Annotated in this window: 22 protein-coding genes; 9 read left to right on the forward strand and 13 right to left on the reverse strand. The window is 73.1% G+C overall.

The features are described from left to right. Positions 1-72: 72 nt before the first annotated feature. Positions 73-1,602 carry an MFS transporter gene (locus LO763_RS10435; RefSeq protein ID WP_230601919.1) on the forward strand — a complete coding sequence of 510 codons (1,530 nt, stop codon included), beginning with the start codon at positions 73-75 and terminating at the stop codon, positions 1,600-1,602. Positions 1,603-1,743: 141 nt separating this feature from the next. Here LO763_RS10435 and LO763_RS10440 read toward each other — a convergent pair whose 3' ends face one another. Then, positions 1,744-2,490, reverse strand: coding sequence for an SAM-dependent methyltransferase (locus LO763_RS10440; RefSeq protein ID WP_230601921.1), 747 nt, complete (start codon positions 2,488-2,490; stop codon positions 1,744-1,746). A gap of 246 nt (positions 2,491-2,736) precedes the next feature. On the opposite strand from LO763_RS10440, the gene LO763_RS10445 reads away from it, so the two are divergent. Further along, the gene (locus tag LO763_RS10445; protein ID WP_230601922.1) at positions 2,737-3,228 is read left to right on the forward strand and encodes a VOC family protein; all 492 of its coding nucleotides are present in this window, start codon (positions 2,737-2,739) and stop codon (positions 3,226-3,228) included. Here the strand turns inward: LO763_RS10445 and LO763_RS10450 are convergent, their stop codons facing one another. The 5 genes from LO763_RS10450 to LO763_RS10470 form a co-directional block, all read right to left on the reverse strand. Next, positions 3,229-4,254 (reverse strand): glycoside hydrolase family 43 protein, encoded by a 1,026-nt coding sequence (locus LO763_RS10450; RefSeq protein ID WP_230601923.1) that lies wholly within the window; start codon positions 4,252-4,254, stop codon positions 3,229-3,231. It lies immediately after the preceding gene. Between the two features lie 13 nt (positions 4,255-4,267). Further along, positions 4,268-5,065, reverse strand: a complete 798-nt coding sequence (locus LO763_RS10455) for a helix-turn-helix domain-containing protein (RefSeq protein ID WP_230601924.1) — start codon at positions 5,063-5,065, stop codon at positions 4,268-4,270. Further along, a complete protein-coding gene (locus tag LO763_RS10460; RefSeq protein ID WP_230601925.1) occupies positions 5,062-5,442 on the reverse strand; it encodes a nuclear transport factor 2 family protein in 381 nt (126 codons plus the stop codon). Before LO763_RS10460 ends, LO763_RS10455 begins: the two co-directional genes overlap by 4 nt. Positions 5,443-5,562: 120 nt before the next feature. Continuing rightward, the gene (locus LO763_RS10465; RefSeq protein ID WP_230601926.1) at positions 5,563-6,246 is read right to left on the reverse strand and encodes a haloacid dehalogenase type II; all 684 of its coding nucleotides are present in this window, start codon (positions 6,244-6,246) and stop codon (positions 5,563-5,565) included. 114 nt (positions 6,247-6,360) lie between these two features. Beyond that, entirely contained in the window at positions 6,361-6,984 is a 624-nt protein-coding gene (locus tag LO763_RS10470) for a TetR/AcrR family transcriptional regulator (protein ID WP_230601927.1), read from the reverse strand. Positions 6,985-7,032: 48 nt separating this feature from the next. Between LO763_RS10470 and LO763_RS10475 the strand changes: the two genes are divergently transcribed. After that, a complete protein-coding gene (locus LO763_RS10475) occupies positions 7,033-7,983 on the forward strand; it encodes an NADP-dependent oxidoreductase (protein WP_230601928.1) in 951 nt (316 codons plus the stop codon). 90 nt (positions 7,984-8,073) lie between these two features. On the opposite strand, the gene LO763_RS10480 is transcribed toward LO763_RS10475, so the two are convergent. Beyond that, positions 8,074-8,553 (reverse strand): hypothetical protein, encoded by a 480-nt coding sequence (locus tag LO763_RS10480; RefSeq protein WP_230601929.1) that lies wholly within the window; start codon positions 8,551-8,553, stop codon positions 8,074-8,076. 286 nt (positions 8,554-8,839) lie between these two features. Here LO763_RS10480 and LO763_RS10485 point away from each other — a divergent pair, with 286 nt between their 5' ends. The 3 genes from LO763_RS10485 to LO763_RS10495 all read left to right on the forward strand — a co-directional run bounded on the left by LO763_RS10485 (position 8,840) and on the right by LO763_RS10495 (position 11,402). Beyond that, positions 8,840-9,280, forward strand: coding sequence for a hypothetical protein (locus LO763_RS10485; RefSeq protein ID WP_230601930.1), 441 nt, complete (start codon positions 8,840-8,842; stop codon positions 9,278-9,280). A 35-nt stretch (positions 9,281-9,315) separates the two neighbouring features. Next, positions 9,316-10,383 (forward strand): hypothetical protein, encoded by a 1,068-nt coding sequence (locus LO763_RS10490; RefSeq protein ID WP_230601931.1) that lies wholly within the window; start codon positions 9,316-9,318, stop codon positions 10,381-10,383. Between the two features lie 179 nt (positions 10,384-10,562). Continuing rightward, positions 10,563-11,402, forward strand: a complete 840-nt coding sequence (locus tag LO763_RS10495) for a S1 family serine peptidase (protein WP_230601932.1) — start codon at positions 10,563-10,565, stop codon at positions 11,400-11,402. 84 nt (positions 11,403-11,486) lie between these two features. Here LO763_RS10495 and LO763_RS10500 read toward each other — a convergent pair whose 3' ends face one another. The 6 genes from LO763_RS10500 to LO763_RS10525 form a co-directional block, all read right to left on the reverse strand. Beyond that, the gene (locus tag LO763_RS10500) at positions 11,487-12,062 is read right to left on the reverse strand and encodes a GNAT family N-acetyltransferase (RefSeq protein ID WP_230601933.1); all 576 of its coding nucleotides are present in this window, start codon (positions 12,060-12,062) and stop codon (positions 11,487-11,489) included. An 8-nt stretch (positions 12,063-12,070) separates the two neighbouring features. Then, on the reverse strand, positions 12,071-12,931 hold the full coding sequence (locus LO763_RS10505) for an alpha/beta fold hydrolase (RefSeq protein ID WP_230601934.1): 861 nt from the start codon (positions 12,929-12,931) through the stop codon (positions 12,071-12,073). Positions 12,932-12,943: 12 nt separating this feature from the next. Next, entirely contained in the window at positions 12,944-13,510 is a 567-nt protein-coding gene (locus LO763_RS10510; RefSeq protein WP_230601935.1) for a TetR/AcrR family transcriptional regulator, read from the reverse strand. 147 nt (positions 13,511-13,657) lie between these two features. Then, positions 13,658-14,878 (reverse strand): cytochrome P450, encoded by a 1,221-nt coding sequence (locus LO763_RS10515; protein ID WP_230601936.1) that lies wholly within the window; start codon positions 14,876-14,878, stop codon positions 13,658-13,660. Between the two features lie 104 nt (positions 14,879-14,982). Further along, complete coding sequence (locus LO763_RS10520; RefSeq protein ID WP_230601937.1) at positions 14,983-15,204, reverse strand: hypothetical protein; 222 nt, start codon at positions 15,202-15,204, stop codon at positions 14,983-14,985. A gap of 16 nt (positions 15,205-15,220) precedes the next feature. Then, positions 15,221-16,036: an NAD(P)H-binding protein gene (locus LO763_RS10525; protein ID WP_230601938.1), complete on the reverse strand. Its 816-nt coding sequence runs from the start codon at positions 16,034-16,036 to the stop codon at positions 15,221-15,223. A 170-nt stretch (positions 16,037-16,206) separates the two neighbouring features. On the opposite strand from LO763_RS10525, the gene LO763_RS10530 reads away from it, so the two are divergent. From LO763_RS10530 to LO763_RS10540, 3 genes are all read left to right on the forward strand, one after another. After that, positions 16,207-16,518 (forward strand): winged helix-turn-helix transcriptional regulator, encoded by a 312-nt coding sequence (locus LO763_RS10530; protein WP_230601939.1) that lies wholly within the window; start codon positions 16,207-16,209, stop codon positions 16,516-16,518. A 126-nt stretch (positions 16,519-16,644) separates the two neighbouring features. Beyond that, a complete protein-coding gene (locus LO763_RS10535; protein WP_230601940.1) occupies positions 16,645-17,388 on the forward strand; it encodes an SDR family NAD(P)-dependent oxidoreductase in 744 nt (247 codons plus the stop codon). A gap of 3 nt (positions 17,389-17,391) precedes the next feature. Next, complete coding sequence (locus tag LO763_RS10540) at positions 17,392-18,660, forward strand: metallophosphoesterase (RefSeq protein ID WP_230601941.1); 1,269 nt, start codon at positions 17,392-17,394, stop codon at positions 18,658-18,660. Positions 18,661-18,734: the final 74 nt, after the last annotated feature.

The following is an 18,734-nucleotide window of genomic DNA, read 5'->3' on the forward strand; positions in this document are numbered from 1 at the left end:
CCGGAAGGAAACCGTGAGCGGACCGAAAGCGGCGTCCGGATCCTGGACCGGGACACCCGTTTGGAGAAGGACATGACCACCACTGACGAGAACGCCGCCCCGGCCAGGGCCGGAGCGAAGGAGTGGGCGGGCCTGGCGGTGCTGGCGCTGCCGGTCCTGCTGCTCGCCATCGACCTGAACGTCCTGCACCTGGCCGCCCCCGCCCTCGGCGCCGACCTCGGCACGAGCAGCACGCAGCTCCTGTGGATCCTGGACGTCTACGGGTTCATGGTCGCCGGGTTCCTGGTGACCATGGGGAACCTCGGCGACCGGATCGGGCGCCGCCGCCTGCTCCTGATCGGCGCCGCCGCGTTCGGCGCCGCCTCGGTCGTCGCGGCCTACGCCCCGTCCGCCGAGGCGCTCATCGCGGCCCGCGCGCTCCTCGGGATCGCCGGGGCGACGCTCATGCCGTCCACGCTCGGCCTGATCGGCAACATGTTCCACGACCCGAAGCAGCGGTCGACCGCGATCGGCGTGTGGATCATGGCGTTCATCGGCGGCAGCGCCGTCGGGCCCATCGCGGGCGGCCTCCTCCTGGAGCAGTTCTGGTGGGGCGCGGCGTTCCTCATGAACGTGCCCGTGATGGTCCTGCTCCTCGCGGCCGGGCCGCTGCTGCTCACGGAGTTCCGCGACGAGTCCGCGGGCCGCATCGACCTGCCGAGCGCGCTCCTGGCGCTCGCCACGATGCTGCCGGTCGTGTACGCGGCAAAGGAGTTCGCCAAGGACGGCTTCGAGCCCGCCACCGTCGCCGTGCTCGCGGTGGGCCTGCTGTCCGGCGCGCTCTTCCTGCGCCGGCAGCGGCGCCTGGACGACCCCCTGGTCGACCTGCGGCTGTTCCGCAGCCGCGGGTTCGGGGCCGCACTGGCGGTGCTGCTGCTGGTCACCTCGGCACTGGGCGGGATGCTCATGCTGTTCGTGCAGTTCCTCCAGATGGTCGAGGGGCTCTCGGCGCTGGAGAGCGGCCTGTGGATGCTCCCGGGCGTGGCCGCGAGCATCCTCGCCTCGGCGCTCGCGCCGGTCCTGGCGCAGCGCGTGCGGCCCGCGGTGGTCATCGGCGCCGGCCTCGCGCTGGCGCTCGCGGGCGCGGCGCTGTTCATGCGGGTGGAGGCCGACGGCGGCCTGGCCCCGCTGATCGCGGGGACGGTGCTGATGTTCCTCGGCATGACGCCGGTCGCAGTCCTGGGCACGGACCTGGTCGTCGGCGCGGCGCCGAAGGAGCGGGCCTCCTCGGCGGGCTCGCTCTCGGAGACCGCCTCAGAACTCGGGTCGGCGTTGAGCATCGCCCTGATCGGCTCGGTCATCACCGCCGTCTACACCGGACGGATGGCCGCGGCCTCGCTCGGCGGCGGCGTGCCCGAGGCGGCCCGCGACAACCTCGCGGCGGCCCTGGCGAGCGCCGAGCACCTGCCGGAGGAGGAGGCGGCCGGACTCCTGGAGGCGGGACGGGAGGCGTTCACCCAGGCGCTCAACGTCGGCGCCCTGGCGTCCGCCGCGATCCTGCTGGCGGCCTTCGCGATCACCGCGGTCGCGCTGCGGCGGGTCCCGCCGCTCGGCCGCGAATGAGGTCGGCGGCCGAAACGGGCGACACCCTGCCCGCTTCGGCCCCGATCCCTGGGTTCCCGCCACCGCGCGGAATATGCGAGGGGCCTCCCGCCGGACCCGCTGCGCCGCAGCGGGTCCGGCGGGAGGCCCCGTGGCCGGTCGTCAGCGCCGCATCAGCGCGAAGACGCCCCAGCCGAGATGTTCGCGCTGGTAGCGGACGTAGTTCGCGCGGCCCTGGTCGAGCACGGTCCGCATCTGGCCGACGAGCTCGTCGCCGGGGTTGGCGTCGAGCCAGCGGCGGATGTTGAGCCACTGGGCGGCGCTGTACCGGTCCCAGCCGTCCTGGTCGGCCAGGACCATCTCGACCACGTCGTAGCCGAGGTCGCCGAAGTGGTCCACCAGCCCCGGGAGCGAACGGAACTCGTCCCTGCCCTGGGCGTGGCAGCCCTTGACGGTGGCCTCGTCGGGCGGGTCGAGCCGCCAGTAGCACTCGCCGACGAGCATCAGACCGCCCGGTTTCAGGCTGCGCTGGAGCAGTTCGACGGTGCCCGCGGTGCCGCCGCCGATCCAGGTCGCGCCGATGCACGCGGCCAGGTCGACCGGTTCGTCCGCGACGTGCCCGGCGGCGTCGCCGTGGACGAACGCGACCCGCCCGGCCACGCCGAGCTCCTCGGCCCGGGCCTTCGCCTTGGCGGTGAACGCGGCGCTGATGTCCACACCGGTGCCGGTGACCTGGTGGTCGCGGGCCCAGGTGCACAGCATCTCGCCGGAGCCGCTGGCGAGGTCGAGCGCCGTGGTCCCGGGCTCGAGCCGCAGCGCGCGGCCGAGCTGGGCCAGCTTGCGGTCATCGATCGGGTTGTGGATGCGGTGGCCGCTCTCGGCGATGGTGAAGCTTCGTGGGAGATCCACTCGTGAGTTCCTTGCTGTCGTTGAGGTCATGACGGTGTCGGAAGGCGGCCGCCAAGCGGCCGCCGTGCCCGGACCTCCATGAAATGCACCTCCTCGTCGTCGATCGCCCTGCGGATCGCCCGAACGCTAGAACGAAGCGGCCCCCGTGTCCAGCGAATTCCCGTCGAACCGGGGAGTTGTTGGAACAAACAATTCCGTTCTGATATGGTCGAGCGGTACCCGACGCGACCCAGGAATCGAGTCGCCATGAACGCCAAGCCCGATCCGATCCCCGACGGCTACGGCACGGTCACCCCGTGGATCTCCGGCAAGGACACCGCCCGCCTGCTCGACTTCCTCAAGGCGGCCTTCGGCGCCGAGGAGCTCGGCCGCGTCGAAGGCGCCGAACCCGGCTCGATCGGGCACGCCGAGGTCCGCATCGGCACCTCGATCGTGATGATGTTCGATACGCCGTTCAAAGTGGACACGCCTGCGATGATGCGCCTGTGGGTCGAGGACGTCGAAGCGGCCCTCCAGCGCGCGGTCGACGCCGGGGCCGCCGTCGTCACCCCCGCCACCGACGTGCAGGCCTGGGGCGACCGGGTCGCCCGCGTGCGAGACCCGCTCGGGCACCTCTGGTGGCTTCAGGAGCGGGTCGAAGACGTCGACGCCGAGGCCATGGGCGAGCGCATGGCCGACCCGAGATACCAGAAGGCCATGGAGCAGACCCAGGTCATGGACGCCCCGGACCTGGTCTGATCAGTCGCCGTCGAGGTCGGTGCGCTGGCGCACGACGCGCAGGTCGTCGCCGTCCCAGGCCATCTCGTAGAGCTTCCCGCGCGCGCCGGTGAAGGGCCGGTGCAGCACGAGCATCAGCGTCCCTTCGAAGGTCGTGAAGAGCATCCCGTGCCCGGAGTCGCCGCGCACCAGCGGTTCGCGCTGCTCCCAGGGGCCTTCGAGGCGGCCCGAGCGCGAGACGGCCCAGGTCTGGACGTAGTCGCCGTCGACGCCGCCCTCCGTGAGCCGGTTCTTCTCGTAGGTCGACCACAGGCAGACCAGGGCCCCGCCGGGCGCGCGGTGGAGCTGCGGCCCGTCGGTCACATACGGCGCCAGCTGGTTCGGGACCCCGGCCGGGAGCTCGCGGGTGAGCCAGGGCGCGTCCGAGCCCTTGAACAGCATGACCGCTTCCCCTGCAACGGCGTCCAACTCGTCCGTCAGCGGGAACGCCTCGACGGTGCCGTCGATGCGCTGGAGCCACTCGTTGGCGTAGACCATCCACGGCCGCCCGTCCCCGTCGGCGAACAGCGTCCCGTCGAGCGTCATCAGCTCGGCCGGGAGGGTCGGCTCCCCGGGCTTGAGCATCCGGAACGGGCCGGTGAGCGCGTCGGCGACGGCGACCACTGTGGAGCGCCGGTGGTTCGCGACCGGGAACGGCGTCCCGTACGCGCCCGGTTTCGGCACCGGCAGCGGTGCCTCGGCGTCGTGGAGGGTCGTGAACAGGTACCAGCGGCCGTTCCAGCGGTGCACCTCGGGCGCCCAGGCGCCGTGGACCGCCCAGGGCCCGCGCTCCTCCTCGACGAGGAACACCGGCACCGGCTCGGCCCATGCGCGCAGGTCCGGCGACCGGTAGACCATCGTGCCGACCCCGGCCGGGCCGCCGTCGAGCGCCTGGTTCGACGTGTACAGGTGGTACAGGCCGCTCTCGGCGTCGGCGACCACGTACGGGTCGTGCAGCGGCATCCCGGGAAGGCGCAGCGGGAAGGCGGAGGGCGTCGGCTCGCTCATGCCGCAAACGCTATCAAAGCCCGGGGTCTGCGGTCCGGTCCGCGGCGAGGGCGTGCAGGGCCGCCTCGGTCGCGGCGTCGACCGGGTAGTACGACTCGATCGAGACCTCCTCCAGCGTGATGTCCTGCGGCGTGCCGAACGTGGTCACGGTCGAGAACAGCCTGAGCTCCCGCCTCCCGTGGCGGATCACCATCGGCGTGGTGATCTCGTCCTCGACCGGGACGCCGCCCTCGCCGTCGGCCACGCCGGGCGCGAGGTACGCCTCGTACAGCGCCGCCAGCTCCGGGTCGCGCGTCCGCTCCAGCTGCCGCGACAGCCGGGCGCGCAGCACCGCCCGCACCTGGTCGAGGTTGGCGATCCGCGAGCGCAGGCCCTGCGGGTGCAGCCCCAGCTCCAGCATGTTGACCGGCGGCCGCAGCAGCGCCGGGTCGACGCCCTCCAGGAACCGCTCCAGGACGCGGTTGGCCATCACGACGTTCCAGCGCCGGTCGATCACCACCGCCGGGTACGGCTCGTGGGCCCGGATCACCGCGGCGACGGCCCGGTGCGCCGCCGCGAGGCCCTGCCCGTCGAGCGGCCGCTCGCGGTACCGGGGCGCGTGCCCGGCCGCGAGCAGCAGCCGGTTGCGGTCGCGCAGCGGCACGTCGAGGCGCTCGGCCAGGCGCAGCACCATGTCCGCGCTCGGCGTCGACCTGCCCGTCTCGACCAGGCTGACGTGCCTGGCCGAGACGCCGGCGGCGAGTGCGAGCTCGAGCTGGCTCATCCGCCGCCGCTGCCGCCACTCGCGCAGCAGCCCGCCCGCCTCCGTCACGGCATGAGGCCGCTGGGGACGGCCGAGGCGTCCTCCTCGGGGATCGGCTGGAAGACCTCGACGTGCTCGGCGACGAGATCGCCCTCGAAGCGCCAGACGTCGGCGACGGCGATCCAGTGCCCCGCCCACGGCAGCCACCGCCGCGACAGCATGACCACGTGGTCGCCGTCCTCCAGCATGAGCCGGATCTCGATCTTCATGTCGGCCGAGGGGACCTGCCGTACGGCCTCGATCCACTCGGCCCTGCTGGAGGCCACGACGCCCGGTCCGCGGTCGACGAAGTCGTCGCGGAAGCAGTGGGCGATGGCCTCGGGGTCGCCGTCCCTGAACAGCGTCTCGATGGCGGTCCTGATGAGGTGTTTCCTGTCGGTCGTCATGCGCTTCAGTGTCGCAGCCGGTCCCGCCGGCGTCGATGAAATCGCATTTCATGAGGCCCGTGCCGCCGCCTCCGGCCGCAGGTCAGGGCCCCGGAATCGGTGCTGTGACGCCGGTCTCCGCTAATGGGCGATCTGGGCGACGACCTCTTCGAGGCTCCCGCCGCGGTAGTCGAAGTCGTCGTCCTCCCGCGGTGGGTCCCCTACGGGCCGTTCGACATAGGCCGTGCGGAACCCGGCCGCCCGCGCTCCCCGGAGGTCCCACGCGTGGGCGGCGACCATGAGGATGCGCTCGGGGCCGACCCCGGCGAGGTCGAACGCGAGCCGGTAGACCTCGGGCGCGGGCTTGTAGCTGCGCGCCTCCTCGGCCGAGAGCAGGAAGTGCCAGCGCAGGCCCGCGTAGGCGCTCAAGCGGATCAGCGTCTCCCGGCTCGCGTTGGACAGGCCCACCACGGGGAAGCGCTGCGACAGCGTCGCGAGCGAGTCGACGGTGTCCAGCCAGGGGGCGAGCCGCCGCTGGGCGGTCGCCAGCCGCTCGACCGCGGCGGGGTCGGCGACGCCGGCCTCGGCGGCCACGAGCTCGGCCGCCTCGCGGTTCACGGCGTCGCCGTCGACGTACGGGCGCAGGCCCTCGACGATCTTCCGCTGCTCCTGCTCGACGTGGCCGAACCACAGTTCGACGAGCCGGTCGGGGTCCTGCGCGTCGGGGGCCGCCTCGCCGATGGCGGCGCGGACGCCTCCGGGCTCGTCGACGAGGGTCCCGAGGATGTCGAACACGACGAGGTCGATGTCGGTGTGCGCGGGCATGGTCGCTCCGCCTTCCCTGCTGGTCGGTGGTTCCGCTGGCGAGGGGTGCCTGCGGGGCAGTCTACCGGCGCCCGGGCCGGACGGGCCGCACCGAGCGGATCGGCCCGGCGGGTCCTAGATCCCGTTGAGCGGCAACCGGACCGGCGGCGGCAGCGGCGCCGGGACCGGGTCGGCCCGGAACGACTGGAGCATCAGCGCCGCGAACCGGCGCGACGCCGCCGCCCGCATGGCGGGCGTCTCGGCCCGGATGCCCTCGTTCGCCATCAGCGCCAGGCTGAGGTCCTCCAGCACGAAGTCGCTCCGCAGCCGGCCCGCCGCCTTCGCGCGCCGCGTCAACTCCAGCGCCATGCGCAGCAACCGGTCCCGCTCCGCCGCGAACTCGGCGGCCTCGGGGAGCCGCGACGTGAACGCGCGGGCGAAGCCCCGGTCGAGGGCGTGCATCCGCATCACCTTCTCGATCATGACGCTGAACCCCTCCCACGGGTCCTCCGCCGCCAGCGCCTCCTCCGCGAGCGCCGCGCACGTCGCCATCTGCTCGGCGAACGCCTCGCTCAGCAGCGCCTCCTTGGTCCCGAAGCGCCGGTACACCGTGGCGGCCCCGACCTGGGCGCGCCGGGCGATCTCCCGGATCGGCACGTCGACGCCCTCGGCCGCGAACGCCGCGCGGGCGACCGCGAGGATGCGCTCGCGGTTGTCGCGGGCGTCCGACCGGAGCCCTGCTCTCACTTCTGCCGTCACGACTCTCACTTTAGCCAAACGGACGGGGTGCTCCGCTACGGTCGGCGCATGAGAGCAGTGCAGTTCAACGAGTACGGTCCTCCCGGCGTGGTGCACGTCGCCGACATCGAGGAGCCCCACGCCGGACCGGGCCGGGTCCGCATCGCCGTCCGGGCCTCCGGGCTCTCGGCGGGGGAGGCGCTCATCCGGTCGGGGGCGTACCGCGACGCCGTGCACATGACGTTCCCGTACCGGACCGGTGTCGAGGCCGCGGGCGAGGTGGACGAGGTCGGCGAGGGCGTCACCGGCGTCGCGGTCGGCGACGCCGTCTTCGGCCTCACCTCCATGGAGGAGCGCACCGCGAACGCCGACTTCGCGGTCCTCGCCGCCTGGGCCCCCAAACCGGCCGCATGGAGCTGGGAGGAGGCCGGCGGCGCCGCGGGCGCCGTCGAGACCGCCACCCGCGTCCTCGACCGGCTCGGGGTCGGCGCCGGTCAGACCGTCCTGGTGCAGGGCGCGGCCGGGGGCACCGGCTCGGTCGCCGTCCAGTTCGCCCTCGCCCGCGGCGCCGCCGTGATCGGGACGGCCGGCGAGCGCAACCACGACTTCCTGCGCGCCCTCGGCGCGACCCCCACGACGTACGGGCCGGGCCTGGTCGAACGGGTCCGCGCACTCGCCCCGAACGGCGTGGACGCGGTGTTCGACTGCGCCCGAGGGGCGCTGCCCGACCTGATCGCCATCGCCGGGGACCCCTCGCGGGTGGTGACGATCGCCGACTTCGAGGCGCCCGCCCACGGCGTGCACCTGTCCCACAGCGCGCCGACCGACGACGAGGGCAGGCCGCTCCTGCCCGGGGCCGACCCGATGGCGCTGCACGGCCTGGGGATCGCCGTGGCGCTCGCCGACGAGGGCCGGCTGCGCATCCCGGTCGCGGAGGCCTTCCCGGTCACCGAGGTCGCCGCCGCGCACGAACTGAGCGACACGCGCCACGCGCGCGGCAAGATCGTGCTGACCCACTGACGGCGGACCGGCCGCGACGCGCTCGGGGACGCGTCGCGGCCGGGACCTCGGGGACGCCCGGCCCCTCGGCGGCCGGCCGCTCGAGGCGGATCAGCAGCCGCAGATGACGATGCCGGGTTCGAAGGCCGCGTTGCGGTCCCGCGGCTCCTCGCCGTGGCCCCAGCCGTCGGTGTGCGCCTTCTCGTGCGCGCCGACGCGGTCCCAGTCCGACTGGCCGGCGCCGTACCGCTCCATCTCGCACTTGTCGTACACGATGTACCAGTCGCCCACCGACCACCAGGTCGCGTAGGCCAGGACGTTGTCGTGGCAGTCGCCGCCGTAGAAGGTGGGCACGTTGCCGTCGACGTCGGGCGGGTAGGTGTGCCCCTTGTCGCCGTGGTCGAGGGCGGTGAAGTCCTCCTCCGCGGCGGCCTCCACCTGTTCGGGTGTCGGGTCGGTGATGACGCTCAGCGTCAGGATGTTCCCGTCGTGGGTGTGCGCGTCGGCCGCGTCGTGCGCCGGGGCGTCCGTGGCCGGGGCCAGGAGCACGGCCACCACGCCGGCACCGGCGAGCAGGGTTTTCAGGAGCATACGCAATCCTTTGGGGGAGTAGGGAAGAAATATGCTGATATCAGCCGATCTTTCTTTAAGGTTTGCATATAGATAAAAATATGTCAATGAATTCATGTCATTTCGCTCCGCATCGCCCCGATCGGGGCGATGCGGCCCTCGCTCCGGCGCCCCTGCCGCCGCTGTGATCACGGGCCCGTCACGAAGCCACCCTGCGGCGGCGGGACGAATCCGGGACGGCTCGTACGAAACTTCCGGTGTCTGCGGTGAACCGACCGTGGAGACCCGACACCCGGGAGCGCCCGCCATGAGCGACAGGATCGAGTACGACCCACAGGCCATCCGCGAGGTCGGTGAGGAGGTCTGCCCCGACATCGCCAACTTCTACGACGACATCGCCTCGAAGACCGCCGCCGCCGGACAGGTCAGGGACTCCGCCTTCGGCGCGCACGCCTTGGGCGACAAGTGGAACGAGATGTTCACCCTCTTCTACGGCATCGTGTTCGAGACCGGCTCCAACGTCCGCGCCATGGGCCCCACGCTCATCCGGATCGCCGAGGACCAGGAGATCCTGGAAGGCGAACTGGTGAACGCCTTCGGGCAGATCGAATCCGAGATCGACGCGAACGGCCACGCCCCGTCGACCTCCGTGAACTATGGTGCGGCGCCTGAGCTCCCGCCCGCCCCCGCCCTCCTGGACGACAACCCCTACGAAGCCGAACTCGGCGGCCCGGCCGCCGCGTTCTGACCCGCACGGACCCGACCCTGAGAGGAGCCGCCCGCATGACCGCCTACCAGCCGATCGACTTCGCGCAGCTGAAGGAGGACTACGGCGACATCCCCGAGATGATCCGCGACCTCCGTGACCCGTTCATCGAGATGTTCCAGCGAGAGAAGGCCCTCGCCATGTGGCCGGACTACGCGTTCGTCATCAGGCTCACCAAGGACCAGGTCTTCGCCCAGAAGAACTCCGGACCGGGTTCGGAGTACCCCGGTCCGCGCTCCCGGCGCCACCGCGAATACCCGAGCCGGCCCTCCGGCATCCTGCCGTTCTACGTCCCCGAAGACGCGAGCGCCGCCGACGAGCAGGCGATCGACGACGCGGCCCGCACCGACGCGGGGACCGCCGTCACAGCCGTTGATCTCGCCTTCAACGCAGTGCTCCAGGACGGCTCGCTGACCGCCGCCGACATGCTGCTCCAAGGGCTCAGCGACGTCGACCAGGTGGTCGAGCACCTCATCCGGGCCCATGACCGGAACGGGTTCACCCGCGTCGAAGAGTTGTTCGCGGCATGGGAGGGCGCCGACGCCGACGCGGGCGCCGAGCAGTTCGGCGACCTGCTCCGGCCCGCCGCCGGGTTCCACCGCATGATCGCGGCGCAGCTGATCCAGGGCGCCCTCGCCGAATGTGCGGTGAAACTGGCGGTCCACGTCAACATCGGCATGATGCTCAAGCAGGTCCGCGATAACATCGACGCGCTCAGGACCTCGACGGACCCGGGCCTGAAGATCATCGTCCGGACCGCCTTCAACACGATCAAGCACTCCGGCCCCATCGTGAGCCTGGCCGACGGCGTCGGCGAACTGGCGGGCAGTTCGAGCGAGGCGCCGGTGAGCGACTGGCTCGCGGCGTTCTTCGGCAACTTCGACATCGAGCACGAGATGGCGCTCCAGCCGCAGAACGGGTCGGTGCTGCTCCAGCAGCTGCTCAACGCGGCCGAGCAGTGCAAGAGGATCCTGGCGGGGAAGCGGGACGAGGCCCTGCCCAACCTGAGCAGCGACCACGGCTCATGGGCGGCCCTGGTCGACAATGAGCCGCGGATCCTGATCCCTGGAGAACCCAACAAGTGACGGCGCCCGCGTCCGAGCGGCGGGGAGCGCCGCGCCGCCCGCGACGGGAACCCTGCGGGGCCGCGACCTCGGTGCGGCTGTCGCGCTTCGGGTCCGGGAGGGGTCCCGGCAGAATACGGTATTTTCGGGTCAGGACGGCCAATCGGCCCAACCCTCACATCCACCCCGAAAGGATCACAGTGGACAAGCAGAGGAAGCACCTGATCCGCCTCGGCGCCGGCCTCGCGGCCGGCGTCGGCGCCGCCGCCCTCACCTGGGCCGGCACCGCGGCCAACGCGGAGGAGCCGAGCCCCGGCGGCGACTTCGAGACCAAGATCATCGGCGGCCAGCCCGCCGAGGAGGGACAGTACCCCTGGCTCGTCGGCGTCGGCTCCTCCGGCGAGGGCACCCCCTGGGAGCGGCAGTTCTGCGGCGGCTCGGTCATCACCGAGACCGTCGTGCTCACCGCCGCGCACTGCGTCGAGGACACGACCGACCCCGATGAGCTGGTGGTCTTCTCCGGCTCGGTCGACCTCGAGTCCGACGACCTCGTCGAGACCGACGTGGTGGACCTGCACCTCGCCCACGACTTCAACGAGCCGGTCGCGTTCGCCAACGACTGGGCGCTGCTGCTCCTGGACGAGCCGGTCGACGCCGAGCCGATCGAGGTCGGCACCGAGCCGACCGAGTTCGACGCCCTCGAGGTCGCGGGCTGGGGCAACACCGGCGCGGGCTTCCCGACCGTGGCCGAGTGGGTGGAGGTGCCGTTCGTCGACGACGAGGCCTGCGCCGACGCCTACCCCGGTGAGATCGACGCGGCCACCATGCTGTGCGCGGGCGACCTCGCCGACGGCGGCGTGGACTCCTGCCAGGGCGACTCGGGCGGCCCGATCATGGCGCCCGGCGAGGACGGCGAGCTGATCCTCGCGGGCATCGTCAGCTGGGGCTACGGCTGCGCCGAACCCGGCAGCCCGGGCGTGTACGCCGAGGTCGCCGACTTCAACGACGCGATCGGCGACGTCCTCGAGGACTGGGACTAGACCGCTCGGAAGGCCGGGAGGGCCCGCCCTCCCGGCCTTCGCCGTTTCCGTTGCGCCCGTTGCGCGACGCCTCCGGAACGGCCTTCAGCCCTTGACGCTCCGCACGAAGCGCCGGCACACGTGGACCCGCGCGAACTGCTCGCGCATGGCGGCCTCCTCGGCCATCGCCGCGTGCAGGAGGGCCTTGACCGGCCGCAGGCCCGGCCGCCGCCCGCCGATCGCGCGGTCCGGTTCGGCCGCGTCGGTGTAGTAGTCGGCGTACACGTGGAGGTAGTGGTCGCCCTCGGCGAACCCGTTGGACCGGTACCAGCGCAAGGTGTCCGGGTCGTCCCTGGTCCAGGCGTCCAGCGTGGTCGCGCCCAGCGCGGCGAGGCGGTCGAGGGCCTCCTCCAGCAGCGCGCCGCCGACGCCCCGGGACCGGTGGTCGGGGTGGACCGCGACGGTTTCGACGGTCGCCGCCCCGTGCTCCACCTCGACGTCGATCACGCCGATGACCGCGCCGTCCGGGCCGACCGCCACGAGCGCGAAGCCGGGGGCGGCGATCGCGGGCCTGACGCGCTTGACGTCGTCGAAATAGGCGGTGTCCAGGAACGCCAGGGCCCGGCAGCGCAGCCAGGCGGTCTCGTCGGTCGGCAGGTAGGGGCGCACGGTGCAGTCCATGTCGGTCCTCAAGCGTCGTGGAGGAGCCGGGTCAGCGCTCGGGCGAACAGGGCCGGGCGTTCGACCGGGCCGAGGTGGCCTCCGGGGAACTCGGTGAGCGGCGCGCCGATCCGTTCCGCGAGCGCGGCGGCCGACCGGTATGGCAGCTGGCCCCGGGAGTCGACGCCCGCGGCCGGTACCAGTTTATTCGCGTTCGCCTGCAGCGCGAACTCATTCGGGGCGTGGGCGGCGAAGGGCACCAGGAGGTGCTCCAGAAAGGCCGGTTGCAGCCCTCTCAGCCGGGCGAACACCGCCGCCAGCTCCGGCGCCGGCGGTTCGGGCGCCGTCTCGGCGTAACCGTCGTACCAGTCGCCGAACCGGCGCACCTCGACCGGCGCCTCCGCGGCGCCGGCGGCCATGCCCGCCGCCATCACCGCCATCGCCTCGCCCGTCCCGCCGGTGCGTGCGGTCTCCCTGACCTGCTCGAACATCCCCTGCCGCGCCTCGGCGTCCGGCAGCCAGCGGGTCATCGGCGCCTCGTGGACCACCGCCAGCCTGACGCGTTCGGGATGCCGGACCGCCAGTTCGAGCGCGGTCACCGCGCCCGAACTGGACCCGAAGACGAACGCCGGCCCCTCGACCAGCGCGTCGAGCAGTCCGAGCGCGTCCTCGGCGTGGTCCGCCGGGCGCTGGTCGGCGTCCGCCCCACCCTGCGAGGCGACGCGGCCGTACATCCCGACGACGTCGAACGCCTCGGCCAGGCGCTCGGCGAACGGGCCGAAGACGCCCGCGTCGCCCGAACCGCCGGGGATGAGCAGCAGCGGGGGACCGCCGCCTCGGCGGTCGTAGCCGATGGTGCTGCGGTGCAATGTGACGGTGCCGTCGGGCATCGCGGTCTCCTGTCAGTTCGACCAGTCGGTCAGGGTGCGGTGCAGGGCGTCGACCGCCTTGCGCCATGAGGTGTCCAGGTCGCGGGCGGCCATGAACCCGCCGGAGGCCTCCAGGTCGCTGAAGCCGTGGAAGGTGCTGCGCAGCAGGCGGACCGCGTCGGTGGCGTCCGGCTCCTCCAGGTCGTAGCCGCGCAGCAGCGCGTAGCAGAGCTCCAGGATTCGCACCGCGCCCGCCGAGGCCGCGGCCAGTTCCGGCGCGAGGGGCGAGCGGGTGGCGGCGTACCGGCCCGGGTGCGTCGTGGCGAAGCCCCGGTAGGCGTCGGCGAAGGCCGTGAGCGCCGCATGGGCGGACCGCCCGGCCACGGCCGAGCCCAGCCGGTCCGCCCACTCGTCCAGGGCCAGGAGCGCCACCTGCTCGCGCAGGTCGGCGAGGCCTCTGACGTGGGCGTAGAGGCTCGCGTCGCGCACCCCGAACCGCTTCGCCAGAGCGGCGAGCGTGACGTGCTCGAACCCGATCTCGTCGGCGAGGTCGGCGGCGGCGGCCACCAGCGCCTCCCGGGTGAGCCCGATTCTCGGCATCCCGACCACTCCCTAATCTCCCTAGGTTTCAACCTAGGTTAACTAGGAACAGCTGCCGCGGCAAACCGTTTTTACGCAGGCCCGGCACCGGACTCGGCCGGTCCGGATCCGCCGGCGCTCACGGCGAGGCGCCCACCGGATCGCCCGTCAGCCGGCCGCGGCGCCGCGGCCGATGCGCACGCGGAACCTCCGGGGCTGCGTGATCGCGCCCCACCGGCGCCCGGGCAGGCCCGAGCGCCCGGTCACCGCCCGGTCCGCGAGCAGGCCCGCCGCGCTCTCCAGCACCGCGTTCGAGACATGGACGCCGGTGCAGATCCGGGGGCCCGCGCCGTAGGGCAGGTACGCATGCGCGTCGTGGACCTCCTCGGCGAGCCACCGGGCCGGGTCGAACCGGCCCGGGTCCTCGCGCCACCAGCGCGGGTCGGTGTGGAGCAGCAGCGAGCTGAGGACGACCGAGTCCCCGGCGGGAACCGCGACGCCCCCGAACTCGGCGTCCTCCGTCAAGGTCCGGCTGGTGAGCGCGACCGCCGGGTACAGCCGCAGCGTCTCCTTCACCACGGCGCGCGCCCAGTCCTCGGCGCCGACCCCCTCGGGCCGGGCGACGCCGTGCTCGCCGCAGGCCGCCAGCAGCCACGCCAGGCCGGTCCCGCCGACCGTGTAGACGTTGCCGAGGTTGATCGACAGCGCCTGCGCGACTTCGAGGTCGGAGAACGCCGGACGGTCGTCGTCACGGGCGTCCAAGAGCAGGTCGAGCAGGTCCGAGGGCGGTTCGGCGGCGTCGCGCGCGGCGCGGCGCGCTCCGACGTGCGCGACGAGGGCCTCGATCCAGACGGTGTTGGCGCGCAGGCGCCGCCGCGCCCGGGGGGAGAACCGGTACGGCAACGCGAACGACGCCATGCTCTCCCGCTGGAGCAGCACTGCGGCGGCGAGGAAGGCGCTTCGCAGCGGGCCCTCGAGATCCCGGACGAACACGCCCCCGGCGGCGTCGAGCACGGCGAGCTGGCAGTCGGCCAGACCGGCGGGGGAGTCGCCCGCGGCGTCCATGAACGACAGGAGGCTCCTGCGCATGACCGGGGCGGTCCGCTCGGCGACGTCGCGGCCGAGGCGGTGCCACTGCGCGGTGCGGCGGGCGGCCATCCAGGTCTCGACGTGGTCGCGGATGAGGTCCGGGCGGCGGAACTGCGGCGGCTCCTCGAACTGGTCCGCGCGGGCGGCGCCGTTGCTGCGGGCCAGCGCCCAGTGCATCCATTCAGGACGGGCGAGCAGGACCCTGCCCGAGGCGATGGAGCACACGTCGCCGTACTCGTCCCGCAGCCGCGCCAGGCACGCGACCGGATCGCGGTCGAAGTCCGCGGGGGGCAGGCCCAACGGCCGCGGCACCGGCCCTGGGGGACGGGTCGCCGGTTCCCGCCGACCGTCGGGGCCGGTGGGCGGCGTCCGCTTCTCGGTGCCGCGGCCGTCGGGGTCCACGGCTACTGCGCGTAGGGCAGCCGGTAGTTGGCGGGCCTGACGGTCCCGCCGAAAGCGTTGATCAGGAATGCCTTGACCAGTGCCATGTTCGCTCCAATCCTTCGGGCGGCGGTGTGCCGCCGCAGTGTCCTGAGGTCAAGTACAGCAGCGGACGGCAGCGATTTCGAGGCGATGAACCGGCAGGAGGGCGGCAGGAACGCCGGGCCGGGCCGGCCGATGCGCACGGCGTCCCGCCTCCGGTCAGCGGAAGGCCGCCGCGTTCCGCCGCGCCCACTCCGCGAAGGCGTGCGGCCTGCGGCCCAGGACCCGCTCCACGTCCGGGCTGATCCTGCGCTCGGCCTCGTTCGGGCGGCCCATGACCTCCAGCGACGCCTCCACGACGTCGGCCGGCCAGAACCGGAGCAGCTGCTCGTACGCCTCCTTCCGCGACTGCTCGACGAACGCCACCGGCTCGCCGATCGCCGCTCCGATCGCCGCGACCTGGCCGCGGGGCGTGACGAGTTCCGGGCCGGTCAGCGAATACTCCCGGCCCGCATGGCCGTCCTCGGTGAGCGCCGCCGCCGCGACGGCGGCGATGTCGAGCGGATCGACGATCGGCATCCCGACGTCGCCGAAGGGCGCGGTGGCCGAACGCCCCCTCCTGATCGACTCGCTCCACAGCAGGGCGTTCGACGCGAAGCCGCCCGGCCGCAGGATCGTCCACTCCAGACCGGAACCGGTCACGGCGGCCTCGAAGCGCAGCTGCGACTCGTCGTTCCTGGTGGCCGCGGTCTCCGAGGAGAGCAGGACGACGCGGCCGACGCCGGCGTCCGCGGCCGCCTCGACGACGGGCGCGATGTCGAGCGCCTGATCGCGGACGAGCAGGAAGAGCCGGTCGGCGCCCTCGAACGCCGCTTCGAGCGAATCGGGGACGCCGAGGTCCGCCTTGCGATGGAGTACTCCGGCGGGGAAGTCGGCCCCGCCCCTCGAGACGGCGGCGACGTCCTCGCCCGCGGCGAGGAGGGCCTCGACCAGCGGCCGGCCCGTGTTCCCGGTGGCTCCGGTTACGACGATCATCTTCGGGTTCCCTTCGATTGCGGTGTGGAACCCAAGGTAGGGATCAGACTTACTTTCGGGAAGGACATACCTTGAGGTAAGCTCCTGACATGCCGGGAGGAGAACAGATCAGCGCGGCGGCCCCGCCGGACGGTAGTGAGGTGTTTCACTCCGAGTGCCCCGCAAGGCAAGTGCTCGACCACATCACCAGCCGCTGGGGCATCTGGGTGCTGCTCGCCCTGCGCGAGCGGGAACTGCGCTTCTTCGAGCTGCGCGAGCGCATCGAGGGCATCAGCGAGAAGATGCTGTCGCAGACCCTGCGGACCCTCGTGCGCGACGGCCTCGTCTGGCGCGAGGTCGAGCCCTCCGTCCCGCCGAAGGTCACCTACGGCCTCAACGAGGTCGGCCGCGGCACCGCCGACCGCCTCGTGGGCGTGTTCGACTGGATCAAGGACAACGCCGTGGCCGTCTGCGAGCGCGGGAACGAGGACGACGCGGGCTGACCCCGCGCCCGCGCACCGCCCACCCGGCCGCGCCCCCGCGACCGGGCCCCTCCGCTTCCACATCGGCCCGGCCCCCGAACCCGCGCTAGCATCGCTGCGGCACCCGATCCCGAAGAGAGGCCCCACATGGCACGCACAGCAGTCATCAGCGGCGGCGGCACCGGCATCGGCCGCGCGATCGCCGCCCGCTTCGCCGACGCCGGCGACGACGTCGTCCTCGTCGGCCGCCGCGGCGACGTCCTCGCCGATACCGCCGCCCGCTTCGGCCCCACCACGACCTATGTGGCCGCCGACCTTGAGACCGTCGAAGGCGCCGAGCGCGTCGCCGCCCACGTCGCCGAGACGACCGGCTCGGTCGACGTCGTCATCGCCAACGCGGGCGGCAACGCCGCCCTCCACGCCCCCGCCGACCTCGACGGCCTCGCCCGCGTCTCCTGGGCCTGGAACGCGAACCTGCAACGCAACGTGCTCACCGCCGTCCACCTCGTCGAAGGCCTCAAGCCGCTCCTCAACGACCACGGCCGCATCGTCCTGTTCAGCTCCATCGCCGCCTACCGCGGCTCCGGCACCGGCAGCTACGGCGCCTCCAAGGCCGCCCTGCACCCGTACGCGATCGACCTCTCCGCCGAACTCGGCGCCCGCGGCGTCACCGCGAACGTCGTCGCCCCCGGGTACATCGAGGACACCGAGTTCTTCGCGGGCACCATGACCGAGCAGCGCCGCGCCACCCTCGCCGGGCAGGCGCACAACAAGCGCCCCGGCGCCCCCGCCGACATCGCGGCCCTGACCTCGTGGCTCGCCTCCCCCGAGGCCGGGCACGTCACGGCCCAGATCATCCAGTCCAACGGCGGCGCGCTGGCGGGACGGTAGCGGGTGGCGCTCGCGGGGTTCGTCATCCGCTTCCTCGCGGTGACGGCGGGGTTCGCGCTGCTGCACTACTACCTGTGGTGGCGCCTGTGCCGCGACACCACCGAACCGGGGTCGCGGTGGCGGCCGGCCGGCGCCGTCGTGCTGGGCGTCCTCGCCCTCTTCGGCCTCCTCGCGCGCTTCTTCGTGCCCTCGGACGCCCCCATGCCGTTCCAGTCGGCCGTCGGCTGGCCCGGCCTGATCTGGTTCGGGCTCTTCCTGTACCTCTTCGGACTCCTGCTCGTCGGCGAGGCCCTGCGCTGGTGCCTGCTCCGCCGCGGCCGCTCCGGCGAGGAGCGCGCCGCCGTCCGCGCCGACGGCCTCACCGCCCACCTCCGCTCGCTCCCGTCCCGGCTCCGCCGCGGGCCCGGCGAACCGCCCGCGGACCCGCCGCCCGCCGTCCACACCCGCCGGGTGGTGATCTCGCGCGCGATCGGCCTCGGCGCGGCGTCGATCGCGGTCGCCACGGTGGGCCACGGCCTCTACGAGGGCTACCGGACGCCGCAGCTGAAGCCGGTCACGGTGCCGCTGGCCCGGCTCCCGCGGCGGTTCGACGGCTACCGGATCGCCGTCGTCGGCGACACGCACTTCTCGGCGATCCGCGGCCGCGGGTACTGCGAGCGCGTGGTCGACCAGATCAACCGGGCCCAGGCCGACATGATCGCGTTCGTGGGGGACCTGGCGAGCAGCGAGGCCGACCAGATCCGGGACGCCACCGACCCGCTCGCGGGGCTCGAGTCGCGCGACGGGGCGTTCTTCGTGGCGGGGAACGCCGAGCATTACGTGGGCGCGGACGAGTGGTACGAGCGGGTCGCCGAGCTGGGGATGACCGGGCTGCCGAACACGCGCGTGGAGCTGCCGGGCTTCGACGTGGCGGGGGTGAACGACCTCATCGTGGACCAGCGGGGCATCGCGGGCGAGGTCGGCCCGGACTTCGAAGCGGCCCTTGGCGACCGCGACCCGGCGCGGCCGGTGGTCTTCCTGGCGCACCAGCCGAACGCGATCGACCGGGCGCTGGAGTACGGCGTCGACCTCCAGCTGTCGGGCCACACGCACGGCGGGCAGATGTGGCCGGTGCACTACGCGTCGCTGCTGCGCAGCGGCCAGCTGAGCGGTCTCGAGCGGCACGGGGGCGCGCAGGTCTACGTGACGAACGGCGCGGGCACGAACGGCCCGCCGATCCGCGTCGGCGCCGACGCGGACATCACCGTCATGACCCTCCGCGCCGACGGCTGACCGGAAGCCCGTGTCACCGGTTCGGGCGACACGGGCGCCGCGGGGGCCGGTTCTTGTCGACCCGAGCGGGAAGG

The sequence above is a fragment of the Glycomyces amatae genome (assembly GCF_020991375.1).
GTDB classification, from domain to species: Bacteria; Actinomycetota; Actinomycetes; order Mycobacteriales; family Micromonosporaceae; genus Glycomyces; species Glycomyces amatae.

Excerpts from the sequence above, each read along its gene's own strand:
- LO763_RS10445 (WP_230601922.1), top strand. The coding sequence starts at position 2,737 with ATGAACGCCAAGCCCGATCCGATCCCCGACGGCTACGGCACGGTCACC.
- LO763_RS10465 (WP_230601926.1), bottom strand. The coding sequence starts at position 6,246 with ATGCCCGCGCACACCGACATCGACCTCGTCGTGTTCGACATCCTCGGG.
- LO763_RS10500 (WP_230601933.1), bottom strand. The coding sequence starts at position 12,062 with ATGGACTGCACCGTGCGCCCCTACCTGCCGACCGACGAGACCGCCTGG.
- LO763_RS10460 (WP_230601925.1), bottom strand. The coding sequence starts at position 5,442 with ATGACGACCGACAGGAAACACCTCATCAGGACCGCCATCGAGACGCTG.
- LO763_RS10535 (WP_230601940.1), top strand. The coding sequence starts at position 16,645 with ATGGCACGCACAGCAGTCATCAGCGGCGGCGGCACCGGCATCGGCCGC.
- LO763_RS10480 (WP_230601929.1), bottom strand. The coding sequence starts at position 8,553 with ATGCTCCTGAAAACCCTGCTCGCCGGTGCCGGCGTGGTGGCCGTGCTC.
- LO763_RS10510 (WP_230601935.1), bottom strand. The coding sequence starts at position 13,510 with ATGCCGAGAATCGGGCTCACCCGGGAGGCGCTGGTGGCCGCCGCCGCC.
- LO763_RS10490 (WP_230601931.1), top strand. The coding sequence starts at position 9,316 with ATGACCGCCTACCAGCCGATCGACTTCGCGCAGCTGAAGGAGGACTAC.
- LO763_RS10505 (WP_230601934.1), bottom strand. The coding sequence starts at position 12,931 with ATGCCCGACGGCACCGTCACATTGCACCGCAGCACCATCGGCTACGAC.
- LO763_RS10435 (WP_230601919.1), top strand. The coding sequence starts at position 73 with ATGACCACCACTGACGAGAACGCCGCCCCGGCCAGGGCCGGAGCGAAG.
- LO763_RS10475 (WP_230601928.1), top strand. The coding sequence starts at position 7,033 with ATGAGAGCAGTGCAGTTCAACGAGTACGGTCCTCCCGGCGTGGTGCAC.
- LO763_RS10485 (WP_230601930.1), top strand. The coding sequence starts at position 8,840 with ATGAGCGACAGGATCGAGTACGACCCACAGGCCATCCGCGAGGTCGGT.
- LO763_RS10450 (WP_230601923.1), bottom strand. The coding sequence starts at position 4,254 with ATGAGCGAGCCGACGCCCTCCGCCTTCCCGCTGCGCCTTCCCGGGATG.
- LO763_RS10525 (WP_230601938.1), bottom strand. The coding sequence starts at position 16,036 with ATGATCGTCGTAACCGGAGCCACCGGGAACACGGGCCGGCCGCTGGTC.